This is a genomic window from Nocardia sp. NPDC050712 (genome assembly GCF_040654295.1).
Lineage (GTDB): Bacteria > Actinomycetota > Actinomycetes > Mycobacteriales > Mycobacteriaceae > Nocardia.
The window spans coordinates 14,043-38,721 of the sequence record NZ_JBFAHT010000009.1; the positions used below are offsets into that span (position 1 = coordinate 14,043).

The window sequence follows — 24,679 nt, forward strand, 5'->3', positions numbered from 1 at the left end:
AATCCGAAAGTAGGGGAGTGCGAATGGATTCGAGTTCCACCAATGGACGACTGAAGCCGTCGCCACGCGCGGTGTTCGCGCAGCGATTCGCGGCCCTGTTCGACGCTGCGGGCAATCCAACCCTGCGCCGGGTTGCGGCCGCGGCCGAGGCGCGGATGCGGGCAAGCCGGGCGGCGGGGCAGAAGGGTGGGGTGTCGATCCAGCGGATCAGTGATTGGAAGGCGGGACGGAATTCCCCGGCGAAGTTCGAAACCTTTCTGCCAGTGGTGCTTACGCTGATCGATGAGGCGCGGAAGTCGAGCGAGCAGGTGTCGCCCGCGCTGCTGTCGGTGCAGGAGTGGCAGCGGCTGTGGACCGCGTCGAACGAGTGGGATCCGGATGCGGACGGGGCCGGCGCGGTGTGCCCGTATCTGGGGTTGGCCTCGTATCGACCGGACGACGCCGAAGTGTTCTTCGGGCGCGGCAGAGTCACCACTGAGTTGGCCGAAATGGTCCGGGCCACAGTCGGTTCCGGTGGTGAGGGCGGCATGATCGTGGTGGTCGGCGCTTCCGGAGCCGGCAAGTCGTCGCTACTCGCGGCCGGGTTGATACCCGAGCTGGCAGATCCCGCAGCGGAGTGGGCGGTCGCGACTCTGACACCGGGGCCGGATCCGCTACGCGCGCTAGCGGCCGCGGTACATCCGGATGCTTCGGGGGAGGAGCTCTCACTCGATGAAGCACTCGCCGCGTGGGGCGCCGACCGCCGCCGACTACTGATCGTCGACCAGTTCGAAGAACTGTTCACGCAGTGCCAGGACGAACACCGTCGCAAAGAATTCCTCGCGGCCCTGGAACACCTCGCCATTCGCGGCGAGAACGAGCCGACTGCCGTGGTCCTGGCCATCCGCGCCGACTTCTACGCCCGCTGCCTGGACGTCCCTGTTCTGGAGGACGCCCTCAAGCACCGCAGCTATCTGCTCGGCCCGATGCGCTTGGACGAGCTGGCCGAAGCCATCACCCGCCCAGCCGAATTGGCAGGCTACAAGCTGGATTCGGGCCTCGAGGAACTCGTCATCACCGAGCTGTGCGGACTGGATGGCGGGGATCGTCAAGGGTACGACCCCGGGGCGCTCCCACTGGTCTCCCATGTGATGGAGGCCGTGTGGCAGCGCAGGGAAGGCGCGCGGCTGACGATCGACGGGTACCGCGCGGCCGGCGGAGTAGTGGGGTCGGTGGCGGCCACTGCCGAGAAGGCCTGGAATGAACTCAGCGAGTTCCAGCAGGCGATCGGCAAGCAAGTGCTCCTCGGATTGGTCACGGTCGGCGACGACGCCCGCGACACCCGACGCAAAGTGACTCGTGCCGAGTTGCTCAGTCGCACAGTCGAAGCCGCGGACGCCGCGCTCGACGCGCTGGCCCGCACCCGGCTGGTCACCCTCGATTCGGACGCGGCATACCTGACCCACGAGATCGTGCTGGATGCCTGGCCGAGATTGCGGGCCTGGATCGACGAGGATCGTGTCGGGTATCTGGAACGGCAGCGGCTGCACACCGATGCCGCGGATTGGGCCGCAGCACAGCGAGATTCGTCGCTGCTCTACCGAGGTGCCCGGCTGAGCGCGGTCGAAGAGCATGTCGGTCAGGACGCGATCGGCGCTGTCGCCGCGGAGTTCCTCGGTGCGGCACAGGCGCAGCGTAAGCAGACCGAGCGCCGTGCCACGACCACAAAAGTGGTGCTTGCCGCACTTACTGTCGCAGCCTTGGTCCTAGCGGGAATAGCAGTCGTGCAGGGCAATAAGGCGGCAGCTCAGCGCGACAACGCCGTATTCGCTGCCATCGTGGCGCAGGCGGACCAAATGCGTGAGCCGGACCCGGCACTGTCGGCGCAGTTGGTCCTCGCCGCGCATCGCCTACGGCCCGAGGACCCGGAAGTGCGCGCTCGAATACTGGATACGCAGTCGCTACCTTTGTCGAAGTCGTTTCCGGGGCACTCCGGTGCGGTGACGGCGACCGCGTTCCGGCTCGATCGACGGGTGTTCGCTACCGCGGGCCACGACAAGCGGATTCGGCTGTGGGACACCACTGACCCTGACCATCCGCGTGCCCTCGGGCTGATCGAAACCGGTGATGCCGTCGACACGGGGTCGCTCGCCCTGAGCGCGGATGGCAGGTTTCTCGCTGCCGGTCGGTGGTTCGGCAATGGCCGGCTCTGGGATATCAGCGACCCGGCGGGTCCATTTCCGCTGGGCGAGCCGTTGCGGCCGGGGCATGTAGTCGGGTTCAGTTCCGACAGCCGGACTCTGGTCACCACAAGATTCCGGAGTTCTGTGACGACGTGGGCGTTGGACAACCCCACGCAACCGGTGCCGCACGAGGTGATTCTCTCCGGCGACGGCAACCCGAACGGGGCACTCTCGGTCTCGATGAGCCGTTCGCTCGCGGCCACCGTCGACCAGGCGGGGGTGACAGAACTTTGGGACACAGCGAAACCTGGTGCGGCGCGAAACCTGGGCAGACTTCAAGAAGACTCGGGTGGTGCCGATTTCAGTCCGGATGGGCGGATCCTCGCTGTCGCGGCGGAAAATGGTCACGCGGTTCAGCTCTGGGATGTGTCCGATGCGGCAGCGCCGCGGCGGGTCGGAAACCCGATTCCGACTGGGTACGCCGAAGTGGTGCCCCAGGCGGCGGTCACCGTCACGTTCAGCCCAGACGGTGCTCTGCTGGCTGTCGGCTCCGGATCGGGCCGCTCGGCGCGACTGTCGTTGGTGTCGATCTCCGAGCCGCAGCGGCCGGTTCTGGCTTCTTCATGGACGGCTGCCGAATTCGCGGGTCCTATCGACTTCGGGCCGAATGGGTGCTTGTTCACCGGCGGGAACGACGGTCTGCTACGGGTCTGGCGGCTTCCCCTGGGAATGGACGACCGGCAGTGGGTGGGCGGCTTCGGATTCGATACCAGCGGGAAACGGCTGGTTTTGGATATGAATGGCGGCACTGAACTGCGGAGCACCGAGGAACCGAAAAACACCAGCGTGCTCGGGCACCTGCGGGTCGCGGATTCCTTCGGTAGCCCGGTGCTGAGTCCGGACGGGCGCACCGTGCTGGTCGTCGAAAGAGACGTCGGTGCACGATTGTTCGACGTCTCCGATGCGGCGGCACCGCGCCCGATAGCCGACTTACCCGGCGCGTACTTCGACTTTCAGAGCGCGCGATTCAGCGCGGATTCGCGGCAGCTGACAGTCCTCGAACTCCACCACCGAGACCGAAAACCGATCCCGAGACTGCGGGTGTGGGACCTCTCCGATCGAGAGCGGCCCCGGCCGGCCGGTGATCCGGCCGAGATCCCCCTGGAAGGCGAGCCGTCGTCTTTTCCGCTGAGTGTCATCGAGATGGTCCCAGGCCGGAATCTCGTCGTGGTTCCCGGTGCCGATGGATTCGCGACCCTCTGGACCATCGCGGATCCGGCTCGGCCTCGACAGGTCAGCAGGATCCATGTCGGTCACGCCGATTCGCGTATCCGCCTTGCCGCGAACGCGGCTGGAACCATGCTCGTCAGCACCGCGGGCGAGCAGGCGATCAGCGTCTGGGATATCACGGACGAACGTTCCCCAGTCGAAATCGGAGTCCCCTTGGTGGGGCACGCGGCATCGGTGATGTCGCTCGCGTTCAGTCCCGACGGGAAGTTGCTCGTCTCGACCGGCCATGACTCCGAACTGCGCATGTGGAATTTCACCGATCCGCACAAGCCCGAGCCGATCAACTATCCCCTGGCCACCGCGGTCCCGAAAGACGAATGGGAACTGGCCTTCCACCCGAGCGGCACCTTCTTGCTGACCGGGCTCCAGGGCATCCGCTGGTGGGATCTCGATACCCAGCGAGTGTCCGACCGCATATGCACCGCCGCCACCCCGATCACCGAGGACCAATGGCACGAACATGTCCCGGAGCTGCCGTACGACCCGCCGTGTCTATGAGGCGCGCCGGGAGCACGGTCAGCCGCCTGGATTCGCTATCGCGAACTCGAGGCGTACCCCCGAATCGCGACGGGCACCGAGATGGCGAAAAGCACTGCGACCCAAAGGAAAGCGGCGGCCACCGGGTGCTGCATGGGCCACGCCGAATCGGGTGGGAGCGGGGTGTCGGGCCCGAGGAGGTGGCGGAGGGCAGCGACTATGGAGCTGACGGGGTTCCAGTCGGCGATGGCGGCGATGGGGGTGGGCATGGTGCTGGTGGGGACGAAGACGTTGGAGAACATGAGGGCGCCGAAGATGAGGGGCGCTACCTGTTGCAGGACTTGTTCGTCGCGGATGGCGGCGCCGAGGAGCATGCCGAGCCAGGCGAGGGCGCAGCGGAAGGTGAGCAGGAGGGTGATGGCGAGGGCGGCTTGGGCGGGGGTGGTTTCGACGCGCCAGCCGAGGAGGTAACCGGCGGCGGCCATCAGGGCCAGAGCCAGTGCGCCGAAGAGGGTTTCGGCGAGGGCGAAGCCGGCGGGGGCGGCGGCGGGGTGCAGGGGGAGGGCGCGGAGGCGGTCGGTGAGGCCGCTGCGCAGGTCGGCGTTGGCGGTGGGCGCGGTGGCGGTCAGGCCCATGGCGGCGACCAGGACCAGGACGCCGGGGACGAGGTAGGCGCGGTAGGTGGCGGAGTCGGTGTCGCCGGCGAGGGCGCCGCCGAAGACGAAACCGAACAGCAGCATCATGCCGAGCGGGGCGGCCAGGGTGATGGCGAACAGGCCGGGGGAGTTGCGGTACATGGCGATGATGCGCAGGAACAGGATCCAGGCGCCGGTGAGGGGTGCGATGGTCATGCGGTGGCTCCTTCGTGGCGGGTGAGGGCGAGGAACGCGTCGTCCAGAGTGGCTGCGCGGCGGCCGATGTCGTGAATGTCGATGCCCGCGCCCTCCAGGGTGCGCAGCACCGGCAGCAGATCCGGGCCGGGTCCGTCGAAGGCGAAGGACATGCGCGTCGAATCCTCTTCCGTCGCTGCGGGATTCAATCGGCCGCCGAATGGGTCGAGGAGCGCGGCGACCTCTCCGCGACGCAGCGGATCGCCCAGGACGATCTCCAGTCCGGAGCCCGCGGCCGCGACGATCTCGGCGGGTGTTCCGGTGGCGATGACGCGCCCGGACTGCAGGATGGTGATGGCATCGGCGAGCCGTTCGGCTTCGTCGAGGTACTGGGTCGTGAGCAGTACGGTGGTGCCCTCGGTCACGAAATCCCGGACATACCGGTAGATTTCGTTGCGGCTGTGGGGATCGAGGCCGGTGGTCGGTTCGTCCAGGAACAGCACGGCCGGGCGCAGCACCATGCCCGCGACGATGTCGAGGCGGCGGCGCATGCCGCCGGAATAGGTGCGCACGGGACGGGTTCCGGCCTCGGCGAGATCGAATCGGTCGAGTAGTTCGGCGGCGTGGTCTCGCGCCGCCGCCGAGCGAAATCCGTTGAGCCGCGCGAACATCGTGAGGTTCTGCAGCCCGGTGAGTCGCGGGTCGAGGGCGTGGAACTGGCCGACCAGGCCGATCTGCTGCTTGGCCTGCGCGGTCTCGGTCACGGTGTCGAAGCCGAGGATTCGGGCACGGCCGGCGTTGGGCCGCAGGAGCGTGGCCAGCATGCGCACGGTGGTCGTCTTTCCGGATCCGTTGGGCCCGAGCAGGGCGTGTATCTGCCCGGCGGGAACCTTCAGGTCCACGCCGTCGACCACGACGTGTTTGCCGTAACGCCTGGTCAAGGCTTCGGCTTCGATAACGGTCACCAGCACTCCGATCAATTGGGAACATCGTTCGCAATTGCACGATACGCGTCTGCTAACAGTGTTCGCAACTAGCGATGTGGGGCATGCTGACAGGTATGACGCACCCCGGAACCACGCTGTGGTCGCGTGGCGACGCGCCGAAGCCCGGACCGCGCCCGGCCTACACGCTGGATCAGCTCGCCGAAACCTGTGTCCGCCGCGCGGACGCGAACGGGCTGCGCGCGGTGTCGATGCGCGGCGTCGCGGAGGATCTCGGCACCGCCGCCGCCTCGCTCTACCGCTATGTCGACGGCAAGGACGACCTGATCGCGCTCATGGTCGACCGCGTCGCGGCGGAGTACGACTATCCGGAGCTGACCGGCGATGTGCGCGCCGACGTGCTGGCCCTGGCCGACCAGTCGCGGACGTTGCATCATCGCCATCCGTGGCTGGGCCAGGCGCGCCCGGCGAGCCTGGGCCCGAACTCGTTTCGCTACCTCGATCAGATGGCCGGGGCGCTCGCGCCGTCGGGCCTGGGCTCCACCGCGACGATGATGGGCGTCGCGCTGCTCTCGGGCTGGGTGATCACCTTCGCGGCGCAGGAGTCGGCGGGCCTGGCCGCAGCCGACCTCGGCGGCGCGGTCGCTCCACCGCCGGGCGACTATCCCCATCTCGCGGCGCTGTTCGCCACTCCCGCAACGGATTCCGCGCTGCGGGACAACGACGCGGTCTTCCACGCGGGCATCGAGGCGCTGCTCTTCGGCATCGTCCCCGGCTGACCGGCCTCAGCTGGGTGGGCGCAGCGCGGCGAACTCGTCGGTGACCCGGATCTCGGAGTCGGTGTAGCGGTACAGCGCGGCGGGTCTTCCGCCCGCACGGCCGGGCGGGGCGGTGGCGCCGGTCGGTGTGATCACCTTGCGGCGCGACAGGACTCGTTGCAGGTTGGTCGTGTCGACGTCGTAACCCAGTGCGGCACAGTAGATGTCGCGCAAAGTGGACATGCTGAACCGCTCGGGGGCGAGCGCGAACGCGATGTTCGTGTAGGAGAGTTTCGCGGCCAGCCGGGTGCGGGCGTGCTCGACGACGGTGCCGTGGTCGAAGGACATCGCGGGCAGCGCGGAGACCGGGTGCCAGGCGGTGTCGGGCGGCAGGCGGGGGTCGGCGGTCAGGGGGACCAGTCCGAGGTAGGCCGAGGCGATGCGGCGGGCGCCGGGGACCCGGTGCGGGTCGCTGAAGACCCACACCTGCTCCAGGTGCGCCAGTTCCCGGACGTCGACCTTCTCGGCGAGCTGGCGGGCGGCGGAGGTGTCCAGATCCTCGTCGTCGCGCAGCCGGCCGCCGGGCAGGGACCAGGTGTCCTTCTGCGGGTCGAGCGCGCGCTCCCAAAGTAGGACCGAAAGTTCGTGCTTTTGGTCGGGTGCACACCGTCGCGTGTCAGCGTCAACGCCTGGACCTGCGGGAACGCGCGGGATGACCGGGCGAACCTGGAACACGGCGGTGAGCGTTTCGTGGATGGTGCTACTATGGGCCACGTTTTCGATTGTAAGTCGAAAACCTGGTTTGGTGCGAATCGGCGAGGAGGCCGACCGCGCGACAAAAGGGTGAGCCCGTCGATGGTGACGTGGTTGCCGCAGGAAGGGAGCCATCATGGCGAGCATGGGTGCGTACACGGCGCCTCCGCTGATGGGGCAGGTGTTCGACGGCCCGTCCGGTTACACCGGTATCGAGGCCACCCCGGAGTGGGCGCGGGAGGTGAAGCGCCTGGCCCGCGCGCGCAACGCGACGATCCTCGCGCACAACTACCAGCTGCCGGAGATCCAGGACGTCGCCGATCACGTGGGCGACTCGCTGGCGCTGTCCCGGATCGCGGCCGAGGCGCCCGAGGACACCATCGTGTTCTGCGGCGTGCACTTCATGGCCGAGACCGCGAAGATCCTCAGCCCCGCCAAGACCGTGCTGATTCCGGATCAGCGGGCCGGCTGCTCGCTGGCCGACTCCATCACCGCCGACGATCTGCGGGCCTGGAAGGCCGAGTTCCCGAACGCGGTCGTGGTGTCCTACGTGAACACCACCGCGGAGGTGAAGGCGCTCACCGATGTGTGCTGCACCTCCTCCAACGCGGTCGACGTCGTCGCCTCGATCGATCCGGACCGGGAGGTGCTGTTCCTGCCGGACCAGTTCCTCGGCGCGCACGTCAAGCGGGTGACCGGCCGGGAGAACATCCAGATCTGGGCCGGCGAGTGCCACGTGCACGCGGGCATCAACGGCGAGGAACTCACCGAGCAGGCGCGCACCCACCCGGAGGCCGAGCTGTTCGTGCACCCCGAATGCGGTTGCGCCACTTCGGCTCTGTACCTGGCGGGGGAGGGTTCCTTCCCGGCCGACCGGGTGCACATCCTGTCCACCGGCGGCATGATCGACGCCGCCAAACAGTCCAAGTCGAGCCAGGTGCTGGTCGCCACCGAGATCGGCATGCTGCACCAGCTGCGGAAAGCGGCCCCGGGCATCGACTTCCAGGCCGTCAACGATCGCGCCTCCTGCCCCTACATGAAGATGATCACCCCCGCCGCGCTGCTGCGCTGCCTGGTGGAGGGCGCCGACGAGGTGCACGTCGATCCGGAAATGGCCGCGCTCGGCCGTAATTCGGTGCAGCGGATGATCGAAATCGGTAACCCCGGCGGGGGCGAGTAATGATCGGTGGGCGCGGCGGGGATCGACTTCCCGCCGCGGCCACACTGGAAGGCAGGGGTCGATGACCTCGGTATCGATCGGCTGGGAAGCCGAAGCCGACCTCGTCGTGATCGGCGGCGGCGTCGCCGGTCTGACGGCGGCGCGCACCGCCTCGCTGCGCGGGTTGCGGGTGCTCATCCTCAGTAAGGGCGGGCCCACCGACACTGCCACCCAGTACGCCCAGGGCGGCATCGCCGTGGTCGCGCCGCAAGAGGATTCGGTGGACTCGCACGTGCGCGACACGGTCGAGGCCGGCGCCGGACTGGTCGACACGGCGGCCACCCGCTCCATCGTCGAAGGCGGTCAGGCCGCGGTCGCCGCGCTGACCGACCTCGGCGCGGTGTTCGATCTCGGCCGGGACGGCGAGATTTCGCGCACCCGGGAGGGCGGCCACAGCACCCGGCGCATCATCCACGCGGGTGGCGACGCCACCGGCGCGGAGGTGCAGCGGGCGTTGAACGCGGCCGGTCTGCCGGTCGTCTTCGGCGCCGCGGCCTGTGAGGTCGTGACCGGCCCGAGCGGTGTACGCGGCGTTCTCGCGGTGTCGGACAACGGTTTCGGCGTCGTGCACACTCCGGCGGTATTGCTCGCCACGGGTGGGCTGGGCCAGCTGTACGCGCTCAGCACCAACCCGCCGGGCGCGACCGCCGACGGTATCGCGCTCGCGCTGCGGGCCGGCGCCTCGGTCGCCGATCTCGAGTTCGTGCAGTTCCATCCGACCGTGCTGCACACGCCCGGCGGGCTGGGGCGGCGGCCGCTGATCAGCGAGGCGGTGCGCGGCGAAGGCGCGATTCTGGTGGATTCCGAAGGGGATTCGGTCACCGCCGGGGTGCATCCGCGTGGTGATCTCGCGCCCCGCGATGTGGTGTCGCGGGCCATCGCCGCGCGCATGCGGGCGCTGGGCACCGACCATGTCTTCCTCGACGGCCGCGCGATAGCCGGTTTCGCACAGCGTTTTCCGACGATCACCGCGTCCTGCCTGGCCGCGGGCATCGACCCGAGCACCCAGTTGATTCCGGTCGCGCCCGCCGCGCACTACCAGTGCGGCGGCATCGTCACCGATACGCACGGCCGCACCGGTGTGCCCGGGCTCTACGCCGCCGGTGAGGCGGCGCGCACCGGCCTGCACGGCGCGAATCGGCTGGCGTCGAACAGTCTGCTGGAGGGGCTCGTCGTCGGCGAGCGCGTCGGAACCGCCGCCACCGAACGGCTCGAATCTCCGCGCGGCGTCGGCGAAATCCACTCCTACACCATGCCGCGCGTGGACCGGCAGGCGTTGCAGCAGGTGATGACCACCCATGCCGCCGTGGTGCGCGACCGGGACGGACTGGCCGAGGCCGGGCAGCGGCTGGAGCGCGCGGTGCTGCGCAACATGTCGAGCCGAGTAGCCAACGGCGACAAGCGGGACACCACGCTGTCCGCGAAAGACATCGCGGCCCAGCGCATCACCGAACTCGAAGACGGCGCCCTCACCCTCACCGCCCGGGTGCTGCTGCTGGCCGCCGCCGCGCGCACCGAAAGTCGCGGCTGCCACACCCGATCCGACTTCCCCGACCCGGTCGCGGCACTGCGCCACAGCATTTCGATCAGCCTGGATCCGGACGGCCATCCGGACCTCGAGGCGCCGATCGTCCCGACCGACCTGCCCCTGATTGGAGTGAGCTGATGGCTCTGGATCCCGCCCTGGACCGCGACGAAGTTCTCGCGCTGATCCGCACCGCGCTCGACGAGGACCTGCGCTACGGCCCCGACATCACCACCCTGGCCACCGTCTCCGCCGAGGCCGTCGTCAAAGCCGCCGTGGTCACCCGCGAGCCGGGCACCGTGGCCGGACTCGACGTCGGCCTGCTCGTGCTCGACGAGGTGATCGGCGCCGGCAACTACGAGATCACCGACCGGGTCCCCGACGGCACCCGCGTCCAGCCGGGTCAATCGGTCCTCGGGCTGGTCGCCCCGACGCGCGGCCTGCTCACCGCCGAGCGCACCATGCTCAACCTGGTCTGTCATCTGTCCGGGATCGCCAGCACCACCGCGGCCTGGGTCGACGCGGTAGCGGGCACCGGCTGCAAGATCCGCGACAGCCGCAAGACTCTGCCCGGCCTGCGGGCCCTGCAGAAGTACGCGGTGCGGGTGGGCGGCGGCGTCAACCACCGCATGGGCCTCGGCGACGAAGCGCTGATCAAGGACAACCACGTCGTCGCCGCCGGCTCGGTGACCGCGGCGCTGCGCGCGGTCCGCGACCTGGCTCCCGACATCGCCTGCGAGGTCGAGGTGGACAGCCTCGAACAACTCGACGCGGTCCTGGCCGAGGACGTCGAACTCGTCCTGCTGGACAACTTCCCGCTCTGGCAGACCCAGGCCGCCGTGCAGCGCCGCAACACCAAATCCCCGGCTACCAAACTGGAGTCGTCCGGCGGGCTCACCCTGGACTCCGCCGCCGACTACGCGGGCACCGGCGTCGACTATCTCGCCGTCGGCGCGCTCACCCACTCCGTGCGGGTGCTCGATCTCGGCCTCGACATGTGATCAGCGGCTCAGGCGGTGAGTTCGCGCTCCAGCGGTGTCCGGAAGCGCGGGATCGCGCGCACCGCACCGAACCAGGTGGTCGTGCGTTCCGCCTCGGCCTCGATCAGCGCGCGGGCGTCGGCGCCGGTGTCTTCCAGTAGGCGCCAGACGATTTCGCCGTCTTTGCGCTGGGCCCAGCCGCCGACGATCCGGCCGTCGAGCCAGATGGTGGGGCCGATATTGCCGTTGCGGTCGAACAGGGCGGGTGCGTGCGGGCCGAGATACCACTCGCGCGACTGCCAGCCCATGGGCGTCGGGTCCAGCGCGGGCAGGAAGGCGGCCCAGGGCTCGGGGGTGGGCACCGGCTCGAGATCGTCGGCCAGCAGGACACCGGTGCCGCCGTCGAGCTCGACCTCGGCGATGTCCAACTGGGCCAGCGTCTTGCGGACTTCGCCCAGCCCCCAGCCGGTCCACCATTTGAGGTCGGCGATCGGCGCGGGCCCGAAGGCGTGCAACCACTTGCGCACCAGCTCGGCCTTCGCCGCCTCGGCCGGAATTTCGGGAACGCCCGCGGGCAGCCAGGATTCGATCGGCGCCCAGGTGTATTGACTGCTGGTCCAGCTGCCGTTGGGCCGGCCGCGCACGATCCGGCCCTCGGCGCCCAGCGTGACCAGCACCCACGTGGTGATGTTGGTCGGCTTCGCATAGGACTTGTCCGGCGTCGGATTCACCTGGGTGCGCAGGCGCGGCACCGCCTTTCCGAGCTGCGCGCCGGTGGCGGCGCCCATCGACAGCAGCGTCTGATGCGTCTCCGCCTCGACCTCGTCGAGCCAGGCGCGCACGTCACCGTCGATGACGCCCGCCTGCTCGATGAACTTGCCGTAGGTCCGGCGCTGCTTGACGGCGAGCGCGTTCGCGCACGAAGCCTGCAGCGCCGGAACCAGTTCCGTCGGCGCGATGAACATGGTGCGGCGCATCGCCAGCATCCGGAGCAGGGTGCGGTCGTCGTAGAGCGCCTTCTCGACATCGGCGGGCACCAGATCGCGGCCGCGGGCGCCGACCGAGAGAAAGACCGTCGCCGGATCGGTGGCGTGCAGGACCACCATCGAGCGCGCGATCTCGGTGGCGTCGGCGGCCCGGTGCTCGTAGGCCAGCCGGTGCCGCACACCCAGCCGGGCCCGCCGCTGCGCGGCATCTATCGAACGCATAGGCGAAGAGTAGCGGTTACAGGCCGAACTGGGCAGCGTCCAGGCGCAGCGCCTGGCAGGCCTCGCGCACGGCGGCGACCTCGGCGGGATCGAAGTTCCCATCCGCGTTGCCGATCATGATGCCGATCTGCACGACGGCCTGCGCCTCGGTCGGCTTGCCCGCGGCCTTGGCGATCTGCTGCAGCACATGGGCGCGCCCGAACGCCGGGTCGGCGGTGATCCGCTGGCAGTTGTCGTCGAAGAGGGCGCGCAGTTCCTCGGCGGGGAAGTTCTGCAGCACCGGGTCGGTGCCGAGCAGGCCGGCCACGCGCAGGCGTTCGTCCGGTGCGACGCTGCCGTCGGCGGCGGCGACCAGGGCGCACATGCCCATGACGGCGTCGCGGAAGGTGCCGCCGCGCAGGTCGTTCTTCTTCGCCAGTAGTTGCTTGCGCCAGTGCGGCGCCTTGTCCACTACGTCCATCAGCCGGCTGAAGGTGTGCGCGTTGGAAATGATCTTGTTCAAGAAGGCCATGGCCGAGCTCCCCGGTAGTAGACGGTCGCACGCTAGCAGACCATTCGCGAGTACCGCGCGCCCGCAATCGAATTGGGATCGGCCGCATGTCATTGCCCCGGATCCGGCCCCGTCACCTGGCATTATTCATGCAATGCGACGTGGAATCGGGGTACTGGTCACGTGTGCCACGCTGCTGGGATTGCTGGCCGTGGGACCGGCCGCGGCGGAACCGTACTGCGACGTGCGGATCGCGGTGCGTCAGGTTTCGTTGCAGGTCGACGGGGAGGAAGCGACCGGGCGGGTCTACGAGCCCTATCGCTGCACGCCGGGCGATCTGCAGCCGAGAAACCTGGTGGTCGCCGTGCACGGCCACGGCGGTTCCTCCGGCGATCTGGCCGACTATCTGACCTCCATCGCGCGCCGCACCGCCACCCCGTTCCTGGTGATGGACATGCGCAACGCGACGAGCACCTGGAAGACCGGGGACTGGAACCTGTGGGCGGGCTGGCGCGACATCGTCGCGGCGACCGAGTGGTACACCAGGGACAAGCCGGTCGAGCGCACCGTGCTGTGGGGCTGGAGTCAGGGCGGCATCACCAGCGGTCTGGCGCTCGCGCACGGCCCGCGCGGGCTGTTCGACTACTGGGTCGACAACTACGGCCCCGCCGACAATTTCACGATGTGGGTGGAGGCGCCGAAGATCGCGCCGGGTCTGCGTCGGCAGATCGAACGCGACGCGGGCGGCTGCACGCCCATCGTGTGCCCGCAGTCCTATTACGAACGCTCACCGGCGTTGCTGGCGCACAAGATCGACGTCGACCGGGCCTTCCTGGTGCACGGCACCAGCGACGACGTGATCCCGTTCCGGGCCAGCACCGAAATGCGGGACGCGCTGGCGGCGGCGGGCACACCGCTGTCCATGTACACGGTGGTGTCGGGGCGCGGCCTGGACGGCACGGTGGTGCCCGGCGACCACAGCGTCGGCCCGGCCTTCTTCGAAGGCGGTTGCGTGGTGGAACGTCTGGTGACCGACGCCGAACCGGTGACCGGCTCCGTCCAGGACTACGTCATCGATATCGCGCAGGGCGTGCAGACGGCGCCACCGGCGCCCGAGCTCGCCAAATGCGCGGCCTGAACACCCGGAACAGTTTCCGGCGCACGGTGGTTGTCCGCGAGCACACCCGGCCGACGAAATGAGGAAGCGACCATGAGCAAGCCGACCGACCCCTCCTACCACTGGGACGGCGCGAACCTCGACCTGGACGCCTACTTCGCGCGCATCGGTTTCGACGGCGAGCGCAAGCCCGGCGTGCGGACGCTGCAGCGGCTGGTCTACCTGCACACCACCTCGATCCCGTTCGAGAACCTGGAGATCATCCTGGGCCGCGGCATCGACCTGGATCTGAACACCCTGCAGGACAAGATGATCCGCCGCCGCCGCGGCGGCTACTGCTACGAGAACGTGCAGCTGCTCGCCGCGGCGCTGGAACGTCTCGGTTTCGGCGTGACCGGGCTCAGCGGCCGGGTCACGCTGGGCGCGCAGAGCGCGCGGCCCGCCACGCACGCGCTGCTGCGCGTCACCACCTCCGACGACGACCGCGTCTGGCTGGTCGACGTCGGCTTCGGCGCCGGGCCGCTGCAAGCCCTCGAACTGGTCGACAGCCCCGCGGAAATCGCGGCGGGGGAGTGGCGTTTCCGGCTGGAACGCACCCGCGGTGAACTCGACGGCGAGCTGTGGGTGCTGCACCAGTTCGGCCGGGACGGCTGGGTGGACCGCCACGCCTTCACGCTGAATCCGCAATACCGCATCGATTTCCGGGTGGGCAACCACTTCGTCTCCACCTCACCGCATTCCCCGTTCACCACCCGCCCGTTCGTGCAGCGCTTCCACCCCGGCGTGCACTACGTCCTCGACGACCTCTCCTTCAGTGCCGAGTACCCGGACGGCAGCGTCGAGGTGCGTGAGGTGCGGCCCGCCGAGCTGCCGCAACTGCTCTCGGAGGTCTTCGACATCGATCTCGACCCGGCCGATGCGACCCGGCTCACCGAGGCGCCCTGGCGTAACTGAACTCTCACCTCGCGGTTGACCAGCAAAGTCGGCGCCGGCCGATACAGTCGCGAAGGTGCGCACTCTCTACAAGATCGGTGCCCTGTCCGCCGCTGCCGCGCTAGCGCTGGCCGGATGCAGTTCCGGGCCGGATCAGCCCGACGCGGTGGCGGAGGAGTTCGCCGATGCCCTCAATCGCGACGATGTGGCCGCGGCCGCGGCGCTCACCGATGACCCCGCCAAGGCGAGTGCGACCATCACCCAGCTCTACGACGGTCTGGGCAAAGAGGTGACCTTCGACGTCGAGTCGACCGACGACAAGGCCTTCACCCTCGCCGCCACCTGGAAGTTCGGCAAGAACGAATGGACATACAAGACCACCGGGTCGGCCTCCGACAACGACGGCTGGAAGATCAAGTGGGACCCGGCGACCCTCGCACCCGGTCTCGCCGCCGGCCCGCTGACCTACTCCGGGGTCGCCCCGAAGGCCGCCCGCGTGCTCGACTCCACCGGCGGTGATCTGATGACCCAGCAGCTCGTCACCGTGGTGAGCCTCGCGCCGGGCGCCGACACCGCGGCGGTCGCCGCCGCCCTCGCACCCACGAACAGCGGTATCACCGCCGACTCGCTGAACGCGGAACTGGCCGCCGCCCAGGGCAAGTCGATCACCGCGATCACCCTGCGGGAAGCCGACGCCGACCCGATCAACGCCGCGCTGTCGGCGATCCGTGGCGTGTCGCTGTCCGCGCAGACCCGGTTGCTGACCGTCGACAAGGCGCAGACCTCGCCGACGCTGTCCGGCCTGGCCGAACAGTGGCAGCAGGAGGCCGACGCGGCGGCGGGCTGGGCGGTGCGCGCCCAGACGCCCACCGGCACCGAACGCGTCGCGGGCCCGGACGCGAAACCCACGCCGGACCTCGCGACCACCCTCGACATCGACCTGCAGAACGCGGCCGAAGGCGCGTTGAGCTCGCTGAATACCCCCGCCGCGATCGTCGCGCTGCAACCGTCCACCGGCAATGTGCTGGCCATGGCGCAGAATTCGGCCGCCGACGGCCAGGGGCCGATCGCGCTCACCGGCCTGTACCCGCCGGGCTCGACCTTCAAGACCGTCACGGTCTCGGCCGCGTTGCAAGCGGGGGAGGTCAACCCCGACACGGTGCTGCCCTGCCCGGGCTCGGCAAACATCGAGGGCCGCCGCATCCCCAACGACGAGAACTTCGATCTGGGCCAGGTTCCGCTGCACACCGCCTTCGCCCGGTCCTGCAACACCACGATGGGCATGCTCGGCGTGAAGCTGCCGCCGGACGGTCTGACCAACGCGGCCGCCGAGCTCGGCCTCGGTGTGGATTACGTCACACCGGGGCTGACCACCGTCACCGGCAAGGTGCCGTCCGCGGCGAGTCCCGCGCAGCGGGTGGAGGCCAGCATCGGTCAAGGTCAGGTGACCGCCTCGCCGTTCGGCATGGCGCTGGTCGCCGCCGCGGTCGGGCGCGGATCGGTCCCGAATCCCGTTCTGGTCCAAGGCAAGCCGGGTGTCGCGGACCGGACGCCGCCCGCCCTGCCTGCGCCGATCCCGGATCAGATCAAGGCCATGATGCGCGAGACGATCACCGCCGGCACCGCCACTCAGCTGCGCGATATCCCGGGTCTGCTGGGCAAGACCGGCACCGCCGAGTACGGCGACAACACCCACGCGCACGGCTGGTTCGTCGGCATCGATGGCGATCTCGCCTTCGCGGTTTTCGTCAGCGACGCGGGCAGTTCCGGCCCCGCGGTGGACGCGGCGGGCAAGATGTTGCGCGCCCGGCGTTAGGCCCACCTGCGGCGACAGGATTCGGCCCGATCTGGGCGGAATTTATTCGCATCCTGAGGCGGAGCAATCATCGGGCTCCCGCTACACTCGTCCCCGGAACGCATGCGTGGTCAATATGCCGCATGTCACGATTTCGAGAAGGTTCGGAGTAGGCGCCATCGATACCGGTCAGTTGATCGCGGAGCATTACCGCCTGGTCGAGCGGATTGGTAGCGGCGGCACAGGCGTCGTTTGGCGTGCCATCGACGAGCGCTTGCAACGCTCGGTGGCGGTCAAGCAGATCCACATCAAACCGAGCCTGCCCGAGGCCGAACGCGATGTGGTGCGCCAGCGCGCCTTCCGTGAGGCCCGCAACGCCGCCAGGTTCCAGCACCCCAATGCCATCGTGGTGTTCGACATCACCGAGCACAACGGGGATCCGTGCCTGGTCATGGAGTACATGAAGTCCAACAGCCTGGCCGCGGTCATCGCCGCGCAGGGCCCGCTGCCGTTGCAGCAGGTGGCCCGGGTCGGTGAGCAGGTCGCCTCGGCGCTGATCGCCGCGCACCAGGCCGGCATCGTGCACCGCGACGTCAAGCCGGGCAACGTCCTGCTCGACGACCACGGCACGGTGAAGATCACCGACTTCGGCATCTCACGCGCCGCCGGCGACGCCACCCTCACCGAGACCGGCCTGATCTGCGGCACCGCCGCCTACCTCGCGCCGGAAATGGCGCGCGGCGCCGATCCGACGCCCGCCTCGGACGTTTTCGCCCTGGGCGCCACCCTGTTCCACGCGCTCGAGGCCGAACCGCCCTACGGCGCCAACGCGAATCCGCTGGCGGTCCTCTACGCCGCGGCCAACGGCCAGGTCAGCGAGCCGCGCAACGCCGGCCCCGCGACCGACCTGCTGCTCGACCTGCTCAGCCCGGACCCGCGGGACCGGCCGACCATGCGCGAGGCCTACGACGAGCTGTCCACGCTGGCCGACTCCGGCTCGAACGCGGTGCACGCCGCGTTCGTCCCCGCCACCGAGGCCTACGCGCGCCGCCAGGTCGGCGCCCCCGACTCGGCGACCCGTTCGCTGCACCCGGTCGCGCCGCCGCAGCACCGGACCGAGCGGCAGTCGCGTCCGCTGCCCGCGCCGCCGCGCAACCAGCACCCCGATACCGCCGCGCACCCGCGCACCGCGTCCCATCAGCGCCAGCCCGCACCGCGCAAGTCCGGCAGCAAGCGGCGCGCGGTGCTGATCGGCGCCACCATCGGCGCGATCGTCGCGGCGATCGGCCTATCCATCGGCGCGTTCTCCGCCTCCGACGGGAATACGCCGTCGGCGCAGGCGAATTCGCCTGCCACCAGCACTCGGGCCGGGACCACCACCGCGCCGGCGCCGGAGCTCGGCAAGACGCCGAGCACGGGCAAGGTCGACATCGGCGAGGCCGGGGCCATGCTGGAGGAGTTCTACGACAACCCGGGCGCGAACTTCGCGTTGCTCACGCCGGCGGCGCAGAAGAAGTACGGCGGTGAGCAGGCCTTCCGGCAGTACTGGAGCACCCGGGTGGTCCAGTCGTTCGCGGAAATCACCGGTGACGGTCGTGCCTACCCGGATGGGTCGGTCGATATGCGGATCGCCCGGGTCACCGTGTCCGGGCAGACCGCGCCGGTCGTGGTGCACGTCGTGCAGAGTGGCGGCAAGTTGCTGATCGACGGCGAGACCCGCTCCGACGTCTAGTTTCCGCCCCGGGTGGAGTTTCGAAACCTGCTGTGCCGGTTATCGTTCCGGCATGGGTATCCGAGAACTGCTGGCGTCCGAGCGCCTGGAACTGGTCACGCTGCTACGCACGCTGACAGCCGCGGAGTGGGAGACGCCGTCGCTGTGCGCGGGCTGGCAGGTGCGAGATGTGGTCGGGCACCTGCTGTCCGACGACATCGGAGTGCCGGCCTACGGTGCGGTCCTCGCGCGCAACGGATTCTCCGTGGACAAGACCAACGCGTACCTGGTGCGCAAGGCGCGCGCCCTCTCGACCGAGCAGCTGGTGGACAAGCTGGAGTCGAGCGGCGGCAAGCTCTCGAAGTTCAGCCCCACCTTGGTGCTCGCCGATACCGTTGTGCACCAGCAGGACATCCGCCGCCCGCTGGGCCGGCCGCGCACGATCTCGGCCGATCGCCTGCGCATGGTGCTCGACCACCCGGACCCCTTCGCCTTCCCTTGGAAGCGCACGAAGGGCCTGCGGTTCGTCGCCACCGACCTGGACTGGGCCAAGGGCAGCGGGCCGGAGGTCCGGGGACCGGGCGAGGCCTTGGTGCTGGCCGTCGGCGGCCGCCCGGTCGTCCTCGACGAATTGCAGGGCGACGGCGTCGCGGAACTGCGTCGCCGCTGCGGGTGATTACTGCAGGGCGAAGCGCAACAGGGCCTGCTTGTCGCCCTGCTTGATCTTGCCCTTGCGATCGAGCACCTCGAGCTGCCAGACATTGCCGTTGCGGAAGGCGCGGGCGATGGCGTTGGCGTTGTCCCCGCCGAGCAGCGACGGCCAGATGTCGGCGACCTGCTGGGTGCCGCCGCCGGTGGCGTCGTAGATCTTGAACGAGACGTTGTTCGCCTTCTCGAACGAGGTGCCCTTCTTGAACGCGGCGGCGACGAAGATGATGCCGTCGATAGCGCTGGGGACATCATTGAAGGTGACATGGACGGTTTCGTCGTCGCCGGCGGCGGCGCCGGTCTGCTCGTCACCGGAGTGCAGCACCGAGCCGTTGCCCAGCGGATCCAACGAATCCAGCCCGGCGAACCGCACCGGCTCGCTGCCCTGCATCAGGATGGCGATCAGATCGAGGTCGACGCCTTTCTTACGCTTGGCGATTCCGAGAATGCCGCCGCTGGCACCGGCGGACGGATCCCAGCTCACCCCGACACTCAGCTTGGTGATGCCGGCGAGATCCGCGGCGCCGTCTTCTTTCTTGAGCGTGATCATGCCTTCAGCGTAGCGGGGAATCCGCCCTGGAGATTTGCCTAAGAAAACCCTGAGCTTCGCTTTCTAGCCTGGACCCAGTGCGACCGTCGAGGGGTCGGTCGCACCCCGGGAGATCCCGGGTCGCAGCAAGATTCGGAGCAGACCATGACAACAACCACCACGCCGCATCGCGCCCGCCGGCTGATCGCCGCCGTCGCGGTGAGCGCGGCCACGCTGAGCGGACTGGCGCTGGCCGCCGCGCCCGCGTCGGCGACGCAGGCGCCGTCGATCAACCAGTGCCAGGTATACCGGCCGTACCTGGTCCAAGGCGTGCAGAACCAGGCGGGCTGTGTCGCCGCCCTGCAGTCGTTCCTGCGCTACTACTACGGCACCGGCGTCGACGGTAAGTTCGGCGACCAGACCCGGCGGCACGTCGAAGCCTTCCAGCGGCGCCTGAGCATCGGCATCGACGGCAAGGTCGGCCCGCAGACCTGGGGCGCCATCCAGGCCGAATGCAACTGGCGCGGCGACTGCGACTACCACGCCGCCTACTGAGAAACCCGCGGCCGCGGCGGCACGCCGCGGCCGATCTCCGCGCACGATCCGGAAGTCGCGCCGACAATAGAACCTATGGCACCCAATGCAGCGCTAGCGCCTCTGAACATCCTGGTCGGGGAGTGGGAGGTGGACAGTCCGGAATTCGCCGGACCCAAGGGCCACACCCGGATCGAATGGCTGGAGGAGGGCGGCTACCTGATGGTGCGCAACACCGTGCCCGATCCCGGCCCGAACGGCACCTGGATCGTCGGCGTCGACGACGACGATCTGGTGCTGACCGTCCTGCACCACGATGTGCGCGGCGTCTCCCGCGTCTATCAGATGACCTTCGATACCGCCGGATCCTGGCGCGTCTGGCGCGAGGCGCCGGGCTTCCATCAGCGCTTCCACGCGATCGTCCAGCCGGACGGCACGCAGATCCAGGGCACCTGGGAGAAGTCCGAGGACGGCTCGCAGTGGGAACACGACTTCGATCTGGTCTACACCCGCCTGCGCTGACAGGCTGAGAGCCAGGTCACAGCCATGGCACGGCGTAGGGTGCCGCGGCTGGCCGGTGCGGATAACCGGTGGTGCGGCCCATTAGGCTGGTGGTCGGAAAAGTACCGGCCACCAGACAGGACCGCACCCCGATATGACACCCCGCATCGAGCTCGCCCGCGTTGATCTGCGCGGTCGCACTCCATCCGCTGCCGAGCTGCGCTCCGCGCTGCCGCGCGGAGGAGTCGACGTCGACTCGGTGCTGCATCATGTCCGCCCGGTGGTGGAGGCGATCCGCGACCGGGGTGTCGAGGCGGCACAGGAGTACAGCCAGAAGTTCGACGGCGTCGTCCCCGCCACCGTGCGGGTACCGGCCGCCGAGCTGGAAAAGGCCCTCGCCGAACTCGATCCGGCCGTGCGCACCGCGCTGGAAGTCGCCATCGAACGCACCCGCAAGGTGCACGCCGATCAGCGCCGCACCGACAAGACCACGCAGGTCGTGCCCGGCGGCACCGTCACCGAACGCTGGGTGCCGGTCGAGCGGGTCGGCCTGTACGTGCCCGGCGGCAACGCCGTGTATCCGTCCAGCGTCGTCATGAACGTGGTGCCCGCGCAGGCCGCCGGGGTCGAATCCCTGGTCGTCGCCTCGCCGCCGCAGGCCCAGTTCGGCGGGCTGCCGCACCCGACCATCCTCGCCGCCGCGCAACTGCTCGGCGTCGAAGAGGTGTGGGCCATCGGCGGCGCGCAGGCGGTGGCGCTGCTGTCCTACGGCGGTACCGACACCGACGGCGCGCAGCTGGAGCCGGTCGACCTGATCACCGGGCCCGGCAATATCTACGTCACCGCCGCCAAGCGGCTGTGCCGCGGGCTGGTCGGCATCGACGCCGAAGCCGGCCCCACCGAGATCGCGATCCTGGCCGACGCCACCGCCGACCCGGCGCACGTCGCGGCCGACCTGATCAGCCAGGCCGAGCACGACGTGCTGGCCGCCAGCGTGCTGATCACCGACAGCGCCGAGCTCGCCGCCGCGGTCGACGCCGCGCTGAGCGCGCAGCTGCCGGTGGTCAAGCACGCCGACCGGGTGCGCGAGGCGCTGTCCGGCAAGCAATCCGGCACCGTGCTCGTCGACGACATCGACCAGGGCCTGCGCGTGGCCAACGCCTACGCCGCCGAACACCTGGAAATCCAGACCGCCGACGCATCGGCCGTCGCGGCCCGAGTGCGCAGTGCCGGAGCGATTTTCGTCGGCGCCTACGCACCGGTCAGCCTCGGTGACTACTGCGCGGGCTCCAACCACGTGCTGCCCACCGCCGGCTGCGCCCGGCACTCCTCAGGCCTGAGCGTGCAGACCTTCCTGCGCGGCATCCACGTCGTGGAGTACACCGAGGCCGCGCTGCAGGACGTGGCCGGGCACGTGGTCGCGCTGGCCGACGCCGAAGACCTGCCCGCGCACGGCCAGGCCGTGCAGGTTCGGTTCGAGGCGCTGTCATGACACCGGAGATCGTGATCCCGGGCTCGCGCGCGACCCTGGACGACCTGCCGCTGCGCGAGAACCTGCGCGGCAAGAAGCCTTACGGCGCACCGCAGTTGACGGTGCCGGTGCAGCTCAACACGAACGAGAACCCGCACCCGCCGAGCCGGGCGCTGGTCGACGATGTCGCCGAAGCCGTGCGCGCGGCCGCCGCCGACCTGCACCGCTACCCGGACCGCGACGCCGTCGCCCTGCGGGCCGATCTCGCCGCGTACCTCACCCGGCAGACCGGCGTCGCCCTCGACGTCGCGAACCTCTGGGCGGCCAACGGCTCCAACGAGATCCTGCAGCAGCTGCTGCAGGCCTTCGGCGGCCCCGGCCGCACCGCGCTGGGTTTCGTGCCGTCCTACTCGATGCACCCGATCATCTCCGAGGGCATCGACACCGAATGGATCGAGGCCAAGCGCAGCGGCGACTTCTCCCTCGACATCGACTACGCGCTGGCCTGCATCACCGAGCGCCGGCCCGACGTCGTCTTCGTCACCAGCCCGAACAACCCGACCGGGCACAGCATTCCGCTCGGCGATCTGGAGCGCATCCTCGACGCGGCACCCGGCATCGTGGTGGTGGACGAGGCCTATGGCGAGTTCTCCGCCGCGCCGAGCGCGATCACGCTGATCGATCGCTACCCGGCGAAGGTCGTGGTCACCCGCACCATGTCGAAGGCGTTCGCGTTCGCCGGAGGGCGGCTGGGTTATCTGGCCGCGGCGCCCGCCGTCATCGACGCGCTGCTGCTGGTCCGGTTGCCGTATCACCTGTCGGTCGTCACCCAGGCCGCCGCGCGCGCCGCCCTGCGGCACGCCGACGAAACCCTCGGCAGCGTGGCCGAACTCGCGGCCCAGCGCGATCGGGTCGCCGCGGCGTTGCGCGAGCTGGGCTACGAGGTGCTGCCCAGCGACGCCAATTTCATTCTCTTCGGCCGCTTCGCCGACGCGCCCCGGGCCTGGCAGCGCTACCTCGACGACGGCGTGCTCATCCGCGACGTCGGCATCCCCGGGTACCTGCGCGCCACCATCGGGCTGGCCGCCGAGAACGACGAATTCCTCCGGGTCAGCGCGAAAGTTGTGCACGAGGAGCTGATCGCCCGATGACCGAGGCCGAAGCAACCCAGGAAGCGAGCATGGACCGAATCGCGCGGGTGGAACGCACCACCCGGGAATCCAGCATCGTCGTCGAGCTCAACCTCGACGGCAGCGGCAAGACCGACATCTCCACCGGAGTGCCGTTCTACGACCACATGCTCACCGCGTTCGGTCAGCACGGCAGCTTCGACCTGACGGTGCAGGCCAAGGGCGATATCGAGATCGAAGCCCACCACACGGTCGAGGACACCGCCATCGTCATCGGTCAGGCGCTCGCGCAGGCCCTCGGCGACAAGAAGGGCATTCGCCGCTTCGGCGACTCCTACATCCCGATGGACGAGACGCTCGCCCAGGCGGTCGTGGACGTCTCGGGCCGGCCCTACTGCGTGCACACCGGCGAGCCGGAGCACATGCTGCACACCATCATCCCGAGTGTCGGTGCGGGAGCGTCGTATTCGACGGTCATCAACCGGCACGTCTTCGAGTCGATCGCGTTGAACGCGCGGATCGCCCTGCACGTGCGCGTGCTCTACGGCCGCGATCAGCACCACATCACCGAGGCGGAGTTCAAGGCGGTGGCGCGGGCGCTGCGCGCCGCCGTCGAGTACGACCCGCGGGTGAGTGGCATCCCCTCGACGAAGGGGACGTTGTGAATCCGAAGTCCGTCGCTCTGCTGGATTACGGTTCCGGCAATCTGCACTCGGCCGAGCGCGCGCTGGTTCGCGCCGGGGCCGAGGTCGAGGTTACCGCCGATCCTGAAATCGCTTTGGCGGCAGATGGTTTGGTCGTGCCCGGCGTCGGCGCCTACCAGGCGTGCATGGCGGGCCTGCACAAGGTGCGCGGGGAACGCATCATCGGTCAGCGGCTGGCGGGCGGTCGTCCGGTGCTCGGCATCTGCGTCGGGATGCAGATCCTGTTCGAGCGCGGGGTGGAGTTCGGCGTCGAGACCGAAGGCTGCGCCGAGTGGCCGGGTGTCGTGGAGCGGCTCTCGGCCCCGGTCCTGCCGCATATGGGCTGGAACACCGTGGCCGCACCCACCGACAGCGTGCTGTTCGCCGGCTTGGATGCCGACACCCGGTTCTACTTCGTGCACAGCTACGCGGCCCAGACCTGGGATCTGCCGGCGAGCGAGCACTTCGCGGCGCCGAAACTGACCTGGGCCGAACACGGCGTCCCGTTCCTGGCCGCGGTGGAGAACGGTGCGCTGTCGGCGACCCAGTTCCATCCGGAGAAATCCGGCGATGCGGGCGCGCAGTTGCTCCGGAACTGGATCAATTCGCTGTAAAATCGCTCTGGCCAGGCGATTTGACTTTATTCCCGTGACTACGTAACTTTATTCGAGTCAGAGCGACACGGACACCGACCCGGAGCCTAACGGCCTGGGAAACGAGGTAGTACGAGGAGCGCCTGAACATCCGGTTGGTTCGGAAAGTCCGATTTTGTTATCGAGACTGAATCAGCTAAGCTTTGAACCCTGCCTCACAGAAGCCCTCGAGTAAATCGCGGTCGGATGTGTGTGCGTGTGTTCTTTGAGAACTCAATAGTGTGTCGATGAATGTCAGTGCCAATAATTTATTGGTGCCAGCCATTTCATACCCCCCG

At 69.1% G+C, this 24,679-nt stretch carries 22 protein-coding genes; 16 read left to right on the forward strand and 6 right to left on the reverse strand.

The genetic code is table 11. From position 1 onward, the window contains the following. Positions 1 to 23: 23 nt before the first annotated feature. Complete coding sequence (locus tag AB0H76_RS38885) at positions 24 to 3,950, forward strand: hypothetical protein (RefSeq protein ID WP_357332729.1); 3,927 nt, start codon at positions 24 to 26, stop codon at positions 3,948 to 3,950. Between the two features lie 35 nt (positions 3,951 to 3,985). Here the strand turns inward: AB0H76_RS38885 and AB0H76_RS38890 are convergent, their stop codons facing one another. Together AB0H76_RS38890 and AB0H76_RS38895 are read right to left on the reverse strand one after the other, a co-directional pair. Then, entirely contained in the window at positions 3,986 to 4,780 is a 795-nt protein-coding gene (locus tag AB0H76_RS38890; RefSeq protein ID WP_357332731.1) for an ABC transporter permease, read from the reverse strand. Continuing rightward, on the reverse strand, positions 4,777 to 5,724 hold the full coding sequence (locus tag AB0H76_RS38895; protein ID WP_357332733.1) for an ATP-binding cassette domain-containing protein: 948 nt from the start codon (positions 5,722 to 5,724) through the stop codon (positions 4,777 to 4,779). Before AB0H76_RS38895 ends, AB0H76_RS38890 begins: the two co-directional genes overlap by 4 nt. Positions 5,725 to 5,819: 95 nt before the next feature. On the opposite strand from AB0H76_RS38895, the gene AB0H76_RS38900 reads away from it, so the two are divergent. After that, positions 5,820 to 6,482, forward strand: coding sequence for a TetR/AcrR family transcriptional regulator (locus tag AB0H76_RS38900; protein WP_357332735.1), 663 nt, complete (start codon positions 5,820 to 5,822; stop codon positions 6,480 to 6,482). 6 nt (positions 6,483 to 6,488) lie between these two features. Here the strand turns inward: AB0H76_RS38900 and AB0H76_RS38905 are convergent, their stop codons facing one another. Next, complete coding sequence (locus tag AB0H76_RS38905; RefSeq protein ID WP_357332737.1) at positions 6,489 to 7,235, reverse strand: NUDIX domain-containing protein; 747 nt, start codon at positions 7,233 to 7,235, stop codon at positions 6,489 to 6,491. A 115-nt stretch (positions 7,236 to 7,350) separates the two neighbouring features. Here AB0H76_RS38905 and nadA point away from each other — a divergent pair, with 115 nt between their 5' ends. From nadA to nadC, 3 genes are all read left to right on the forward strand, one after another. After that, positions 7,351 to 8,394 (forward strand): quinolinate synthase NadA, encoded by a 1,044-nt coding sequence (gene nadA, locus AB0H76_RS38910; protein ID WP_357332739.1) that lies wholly within the window; start codon positions 7,351 to 7,353, stop codon positions 8,392 to 8,394. A gap of 61 nt (positions 8,395 to 8,455) precedes the next feature. Beyond that, the gene (locus AB0H76_RS38915) at positions 8,456 to 10,099 is read left to right on the forward strand and encodes an L-aspartate oxidase (RefSeq protein WP_357332741.1); all 1,644 of its coding nucleotides are present in this window, start codon (positions 8,456 to 8,458) and stop codon (positions 10,097 to 10,099) included. Beyond that, the gene (nadC, locus tag AB0H76_RS38920; protein WP_357332742.1) at positions 10,099 to 10,959 is read left to right on the forward strand and encodes a carboxylating nicotinate-nucleotide diphosphorylase; all 861 of its coding nucleotides are present in this window, start codon (positions 10,099 to 10,101) and stop codon (positions 10,957 to 10,959) included. Before AB0H76_RS38915 ends, nadC begins: the two co-directional genes overlap by 1 nt. Positions 10,960 to 10,967: 8 nt before the next feature. Here the strand turns inward: nadC and AB0H76_RS38925 are convergent, their stop codons facing one another. After that, positions 10,968 to 12,146, reverse strand: a complete 1,179-nt coding sequence (locus AB0H76_RS38925) for a winged helix DNA-binding domain-containing protein (RefSeq protein ID WP_357332744.1) — start codon at positions 12,144 to 12,146, stop codon at positions 10,968 to 10,970. A gap of 16 nt (positions 12,147 to 12,162) precedes the next feature. Further along, complete coding sequence (locus AB0H76_RS38930; RefSeq protein ID WP_357332771.1) at positions 12,163 to 12,606, reverse strand: TerB family tellurite resistance protein; 444 nt, start codon at positions 12,604 to 12,606, stop codon at positions 12,163 to 12,165. A 184-nt stretch (positions 12,607 to 12,790) separates the two neighbouring features. Between AB0H76_RS38930 and AB0H76_RS38935 the strand changes: the two genes are divergently transcribed. The 5 genes from AB0H76_RS38935 to AB0H76_RS38955 all read left to right on the forward strand — a co-directional run bounded on the left by AB0H76_RS38935 (position 12,791) and on the right by AB0H76_RS38955 (position 18,868). Continuing rightward, complete coding sequence (locus tag AB0H76_RS38935) at positions 12,791 to 13,774, forward strand: prolyl oligopeptidase family serine peptidase (RefSeq protein WP_357332746.1); 984 nt, start codon at positions 12,791 to 12,793, stop codon at positions 13,772 to 13,774. A gap of 72 nt (positions 13,775 to 13,846) precedes the next feature. Continuing rightward, positions 13,847 to 14,707, forward strand: coding sequence for an arylamine N-acetyltransferase (locus AB0H76_RS38940; RefSeq protein WP_357332748.1), 861 nt, complete (start codon positions 13,847 to 13,849; stop codon positions 14,705 to 14,707). A 55-nt stretch (positions 14,708 to 14,762) separates the two neighbouring features. Beyond that, a complete protein-coding gene (locus tag AB0H76_RS38945; RefSeq protein ID WP_357332750.1) occupies positions 14,763 to 16,502 on the forward strand; it encodes a penicillin-binding transpeptidase domain-containing protein in 1,740 nt (579 codons plus the stop codon). A gap of 172 nt (positions 16,503 to 16,674) precedes the next feature. After that, positions 16,675 to 18,213, forward strand: coding sequence for a protein kinase (locus AB0H76_RS38950; RefSeq protein ID WP_357332752.1), 1,539 nt, complete (start codon positions 16,675 to 16,677; stop codon positions 18,211 to 18,213). 52 nt (positions 18,214 to 18,265) lie between these two features. Beyond that, the gene (locus AB0H76_RS38955; RefSeq protein ID WP_357332754.1) at positions 18,266 to 18,868 is read left to right on the forward strand and encodes a maleylpyruvate isomerase family mycothiol-dependent enzyme; all 603 of its coding nucleotides are present in this window, start codon (positions 18,266 to 18,268) and stop codon (positions 18,866 to 18,868) included. Here AB0H76_RS38955 and AB0H76_RS38960 read toward each other — a convergent pair whose 3' ends face one another. Beyond that, complete coding sequence (locus AB0H76_RS38960) at positions 18,869 to 19,450, reverse strand: TerD family protein (RefSeq protein ID WP_357332756.1); 582 nt, start codon at positions 19,448 to 19,450, stop codon at positions 18,869 to 18,871. A gap of 144 nt (positions 19,451 to 19,594) precedes the next feature. Between AB0H76_RS38960 and AB0H76_RS38965 the strand changes: the two genes are divergently transcribed. The 6 genes from AB0H76_RS38965 (at position 19,595) to hisH (ending at position 24,362) form a co-directional block, all read left to right on the forward strand. Then, positions 19,595 to 19,984, forward strand: coding sequence for a peptidoglycan-binding domain-containing protein (locus AB0H76_RS38965; RefSeq protein WP_357332758.1), 390 nt, complete (start codon positions 19,595 to 19,597; stop codon positions 19,982 to 19,984). 75 nt (positions 19,985 to 20,059) lie between these two features. After that, a complete protein-coding gene (locus AB0H76_RS38970) occupies positions 20,060 to 20,485 on the forward strand; it encodes a hypothetical protein (protein ID WP_357332760.1) in 426 nt (141 codons plus the stop codon). Between the two features lie 133 nt (positions 20,486 to 20,618). Further along, entirely contained in the window at positions 20,619 to 21,956 is a 1,338-nt protein-coding gene (gene hisD, locus AB0H76_RS38975) for a histidinol dehydrogenase (protein ID WP_357332762.1), read from the forward strand. Continuing rightward, positions 21,953 to 23,086: a histidinol-phosphate transaminase gene (locus AB0H76_RS38980; protein WP_357332764.1), complete on the forward strand. Its 1,134-nt coding sequence runs from the start codon at positions 21,953 to 21,955 to the stop codon at positions 23,084 to 23,086. Before hisD ends, AB0H76_RS38980 begins: the two co-directional genes overlap by 4 nt. Then, positions 23,083 to 23,730 (forward strand): imidazoleglycerol-phosphate dehydratase HisB, encoded by a 648-nt coding sequence (gene hisB / locus AB0H76_RS38985; protein WP_357332766.1) that lies wholly within the window; start codon positions 23,083 to 23,085, stop codon positions 23,728 to 23,730. The genes AB0H76_RS38980 and hisB overlap by 4 nt, the downstream gene beginning before the upstream one ends. Next, a complete protein-coding gene (gene hisH, locus AB0H76_RS38990) occupies positions 23,727 to 24,362 on the forward strand; it encodes an imidazole glycerol phosphate synthase subunit HisH (RefSeq protein WP_357332768.1) in 636 nt (211 codons plus the stop codon). Before hisB ends, hisH begins: the two co-directional genes overlap by 4 nt. Positions 24,363 to 24,679 lie beyond the last annotated feature (317 nt).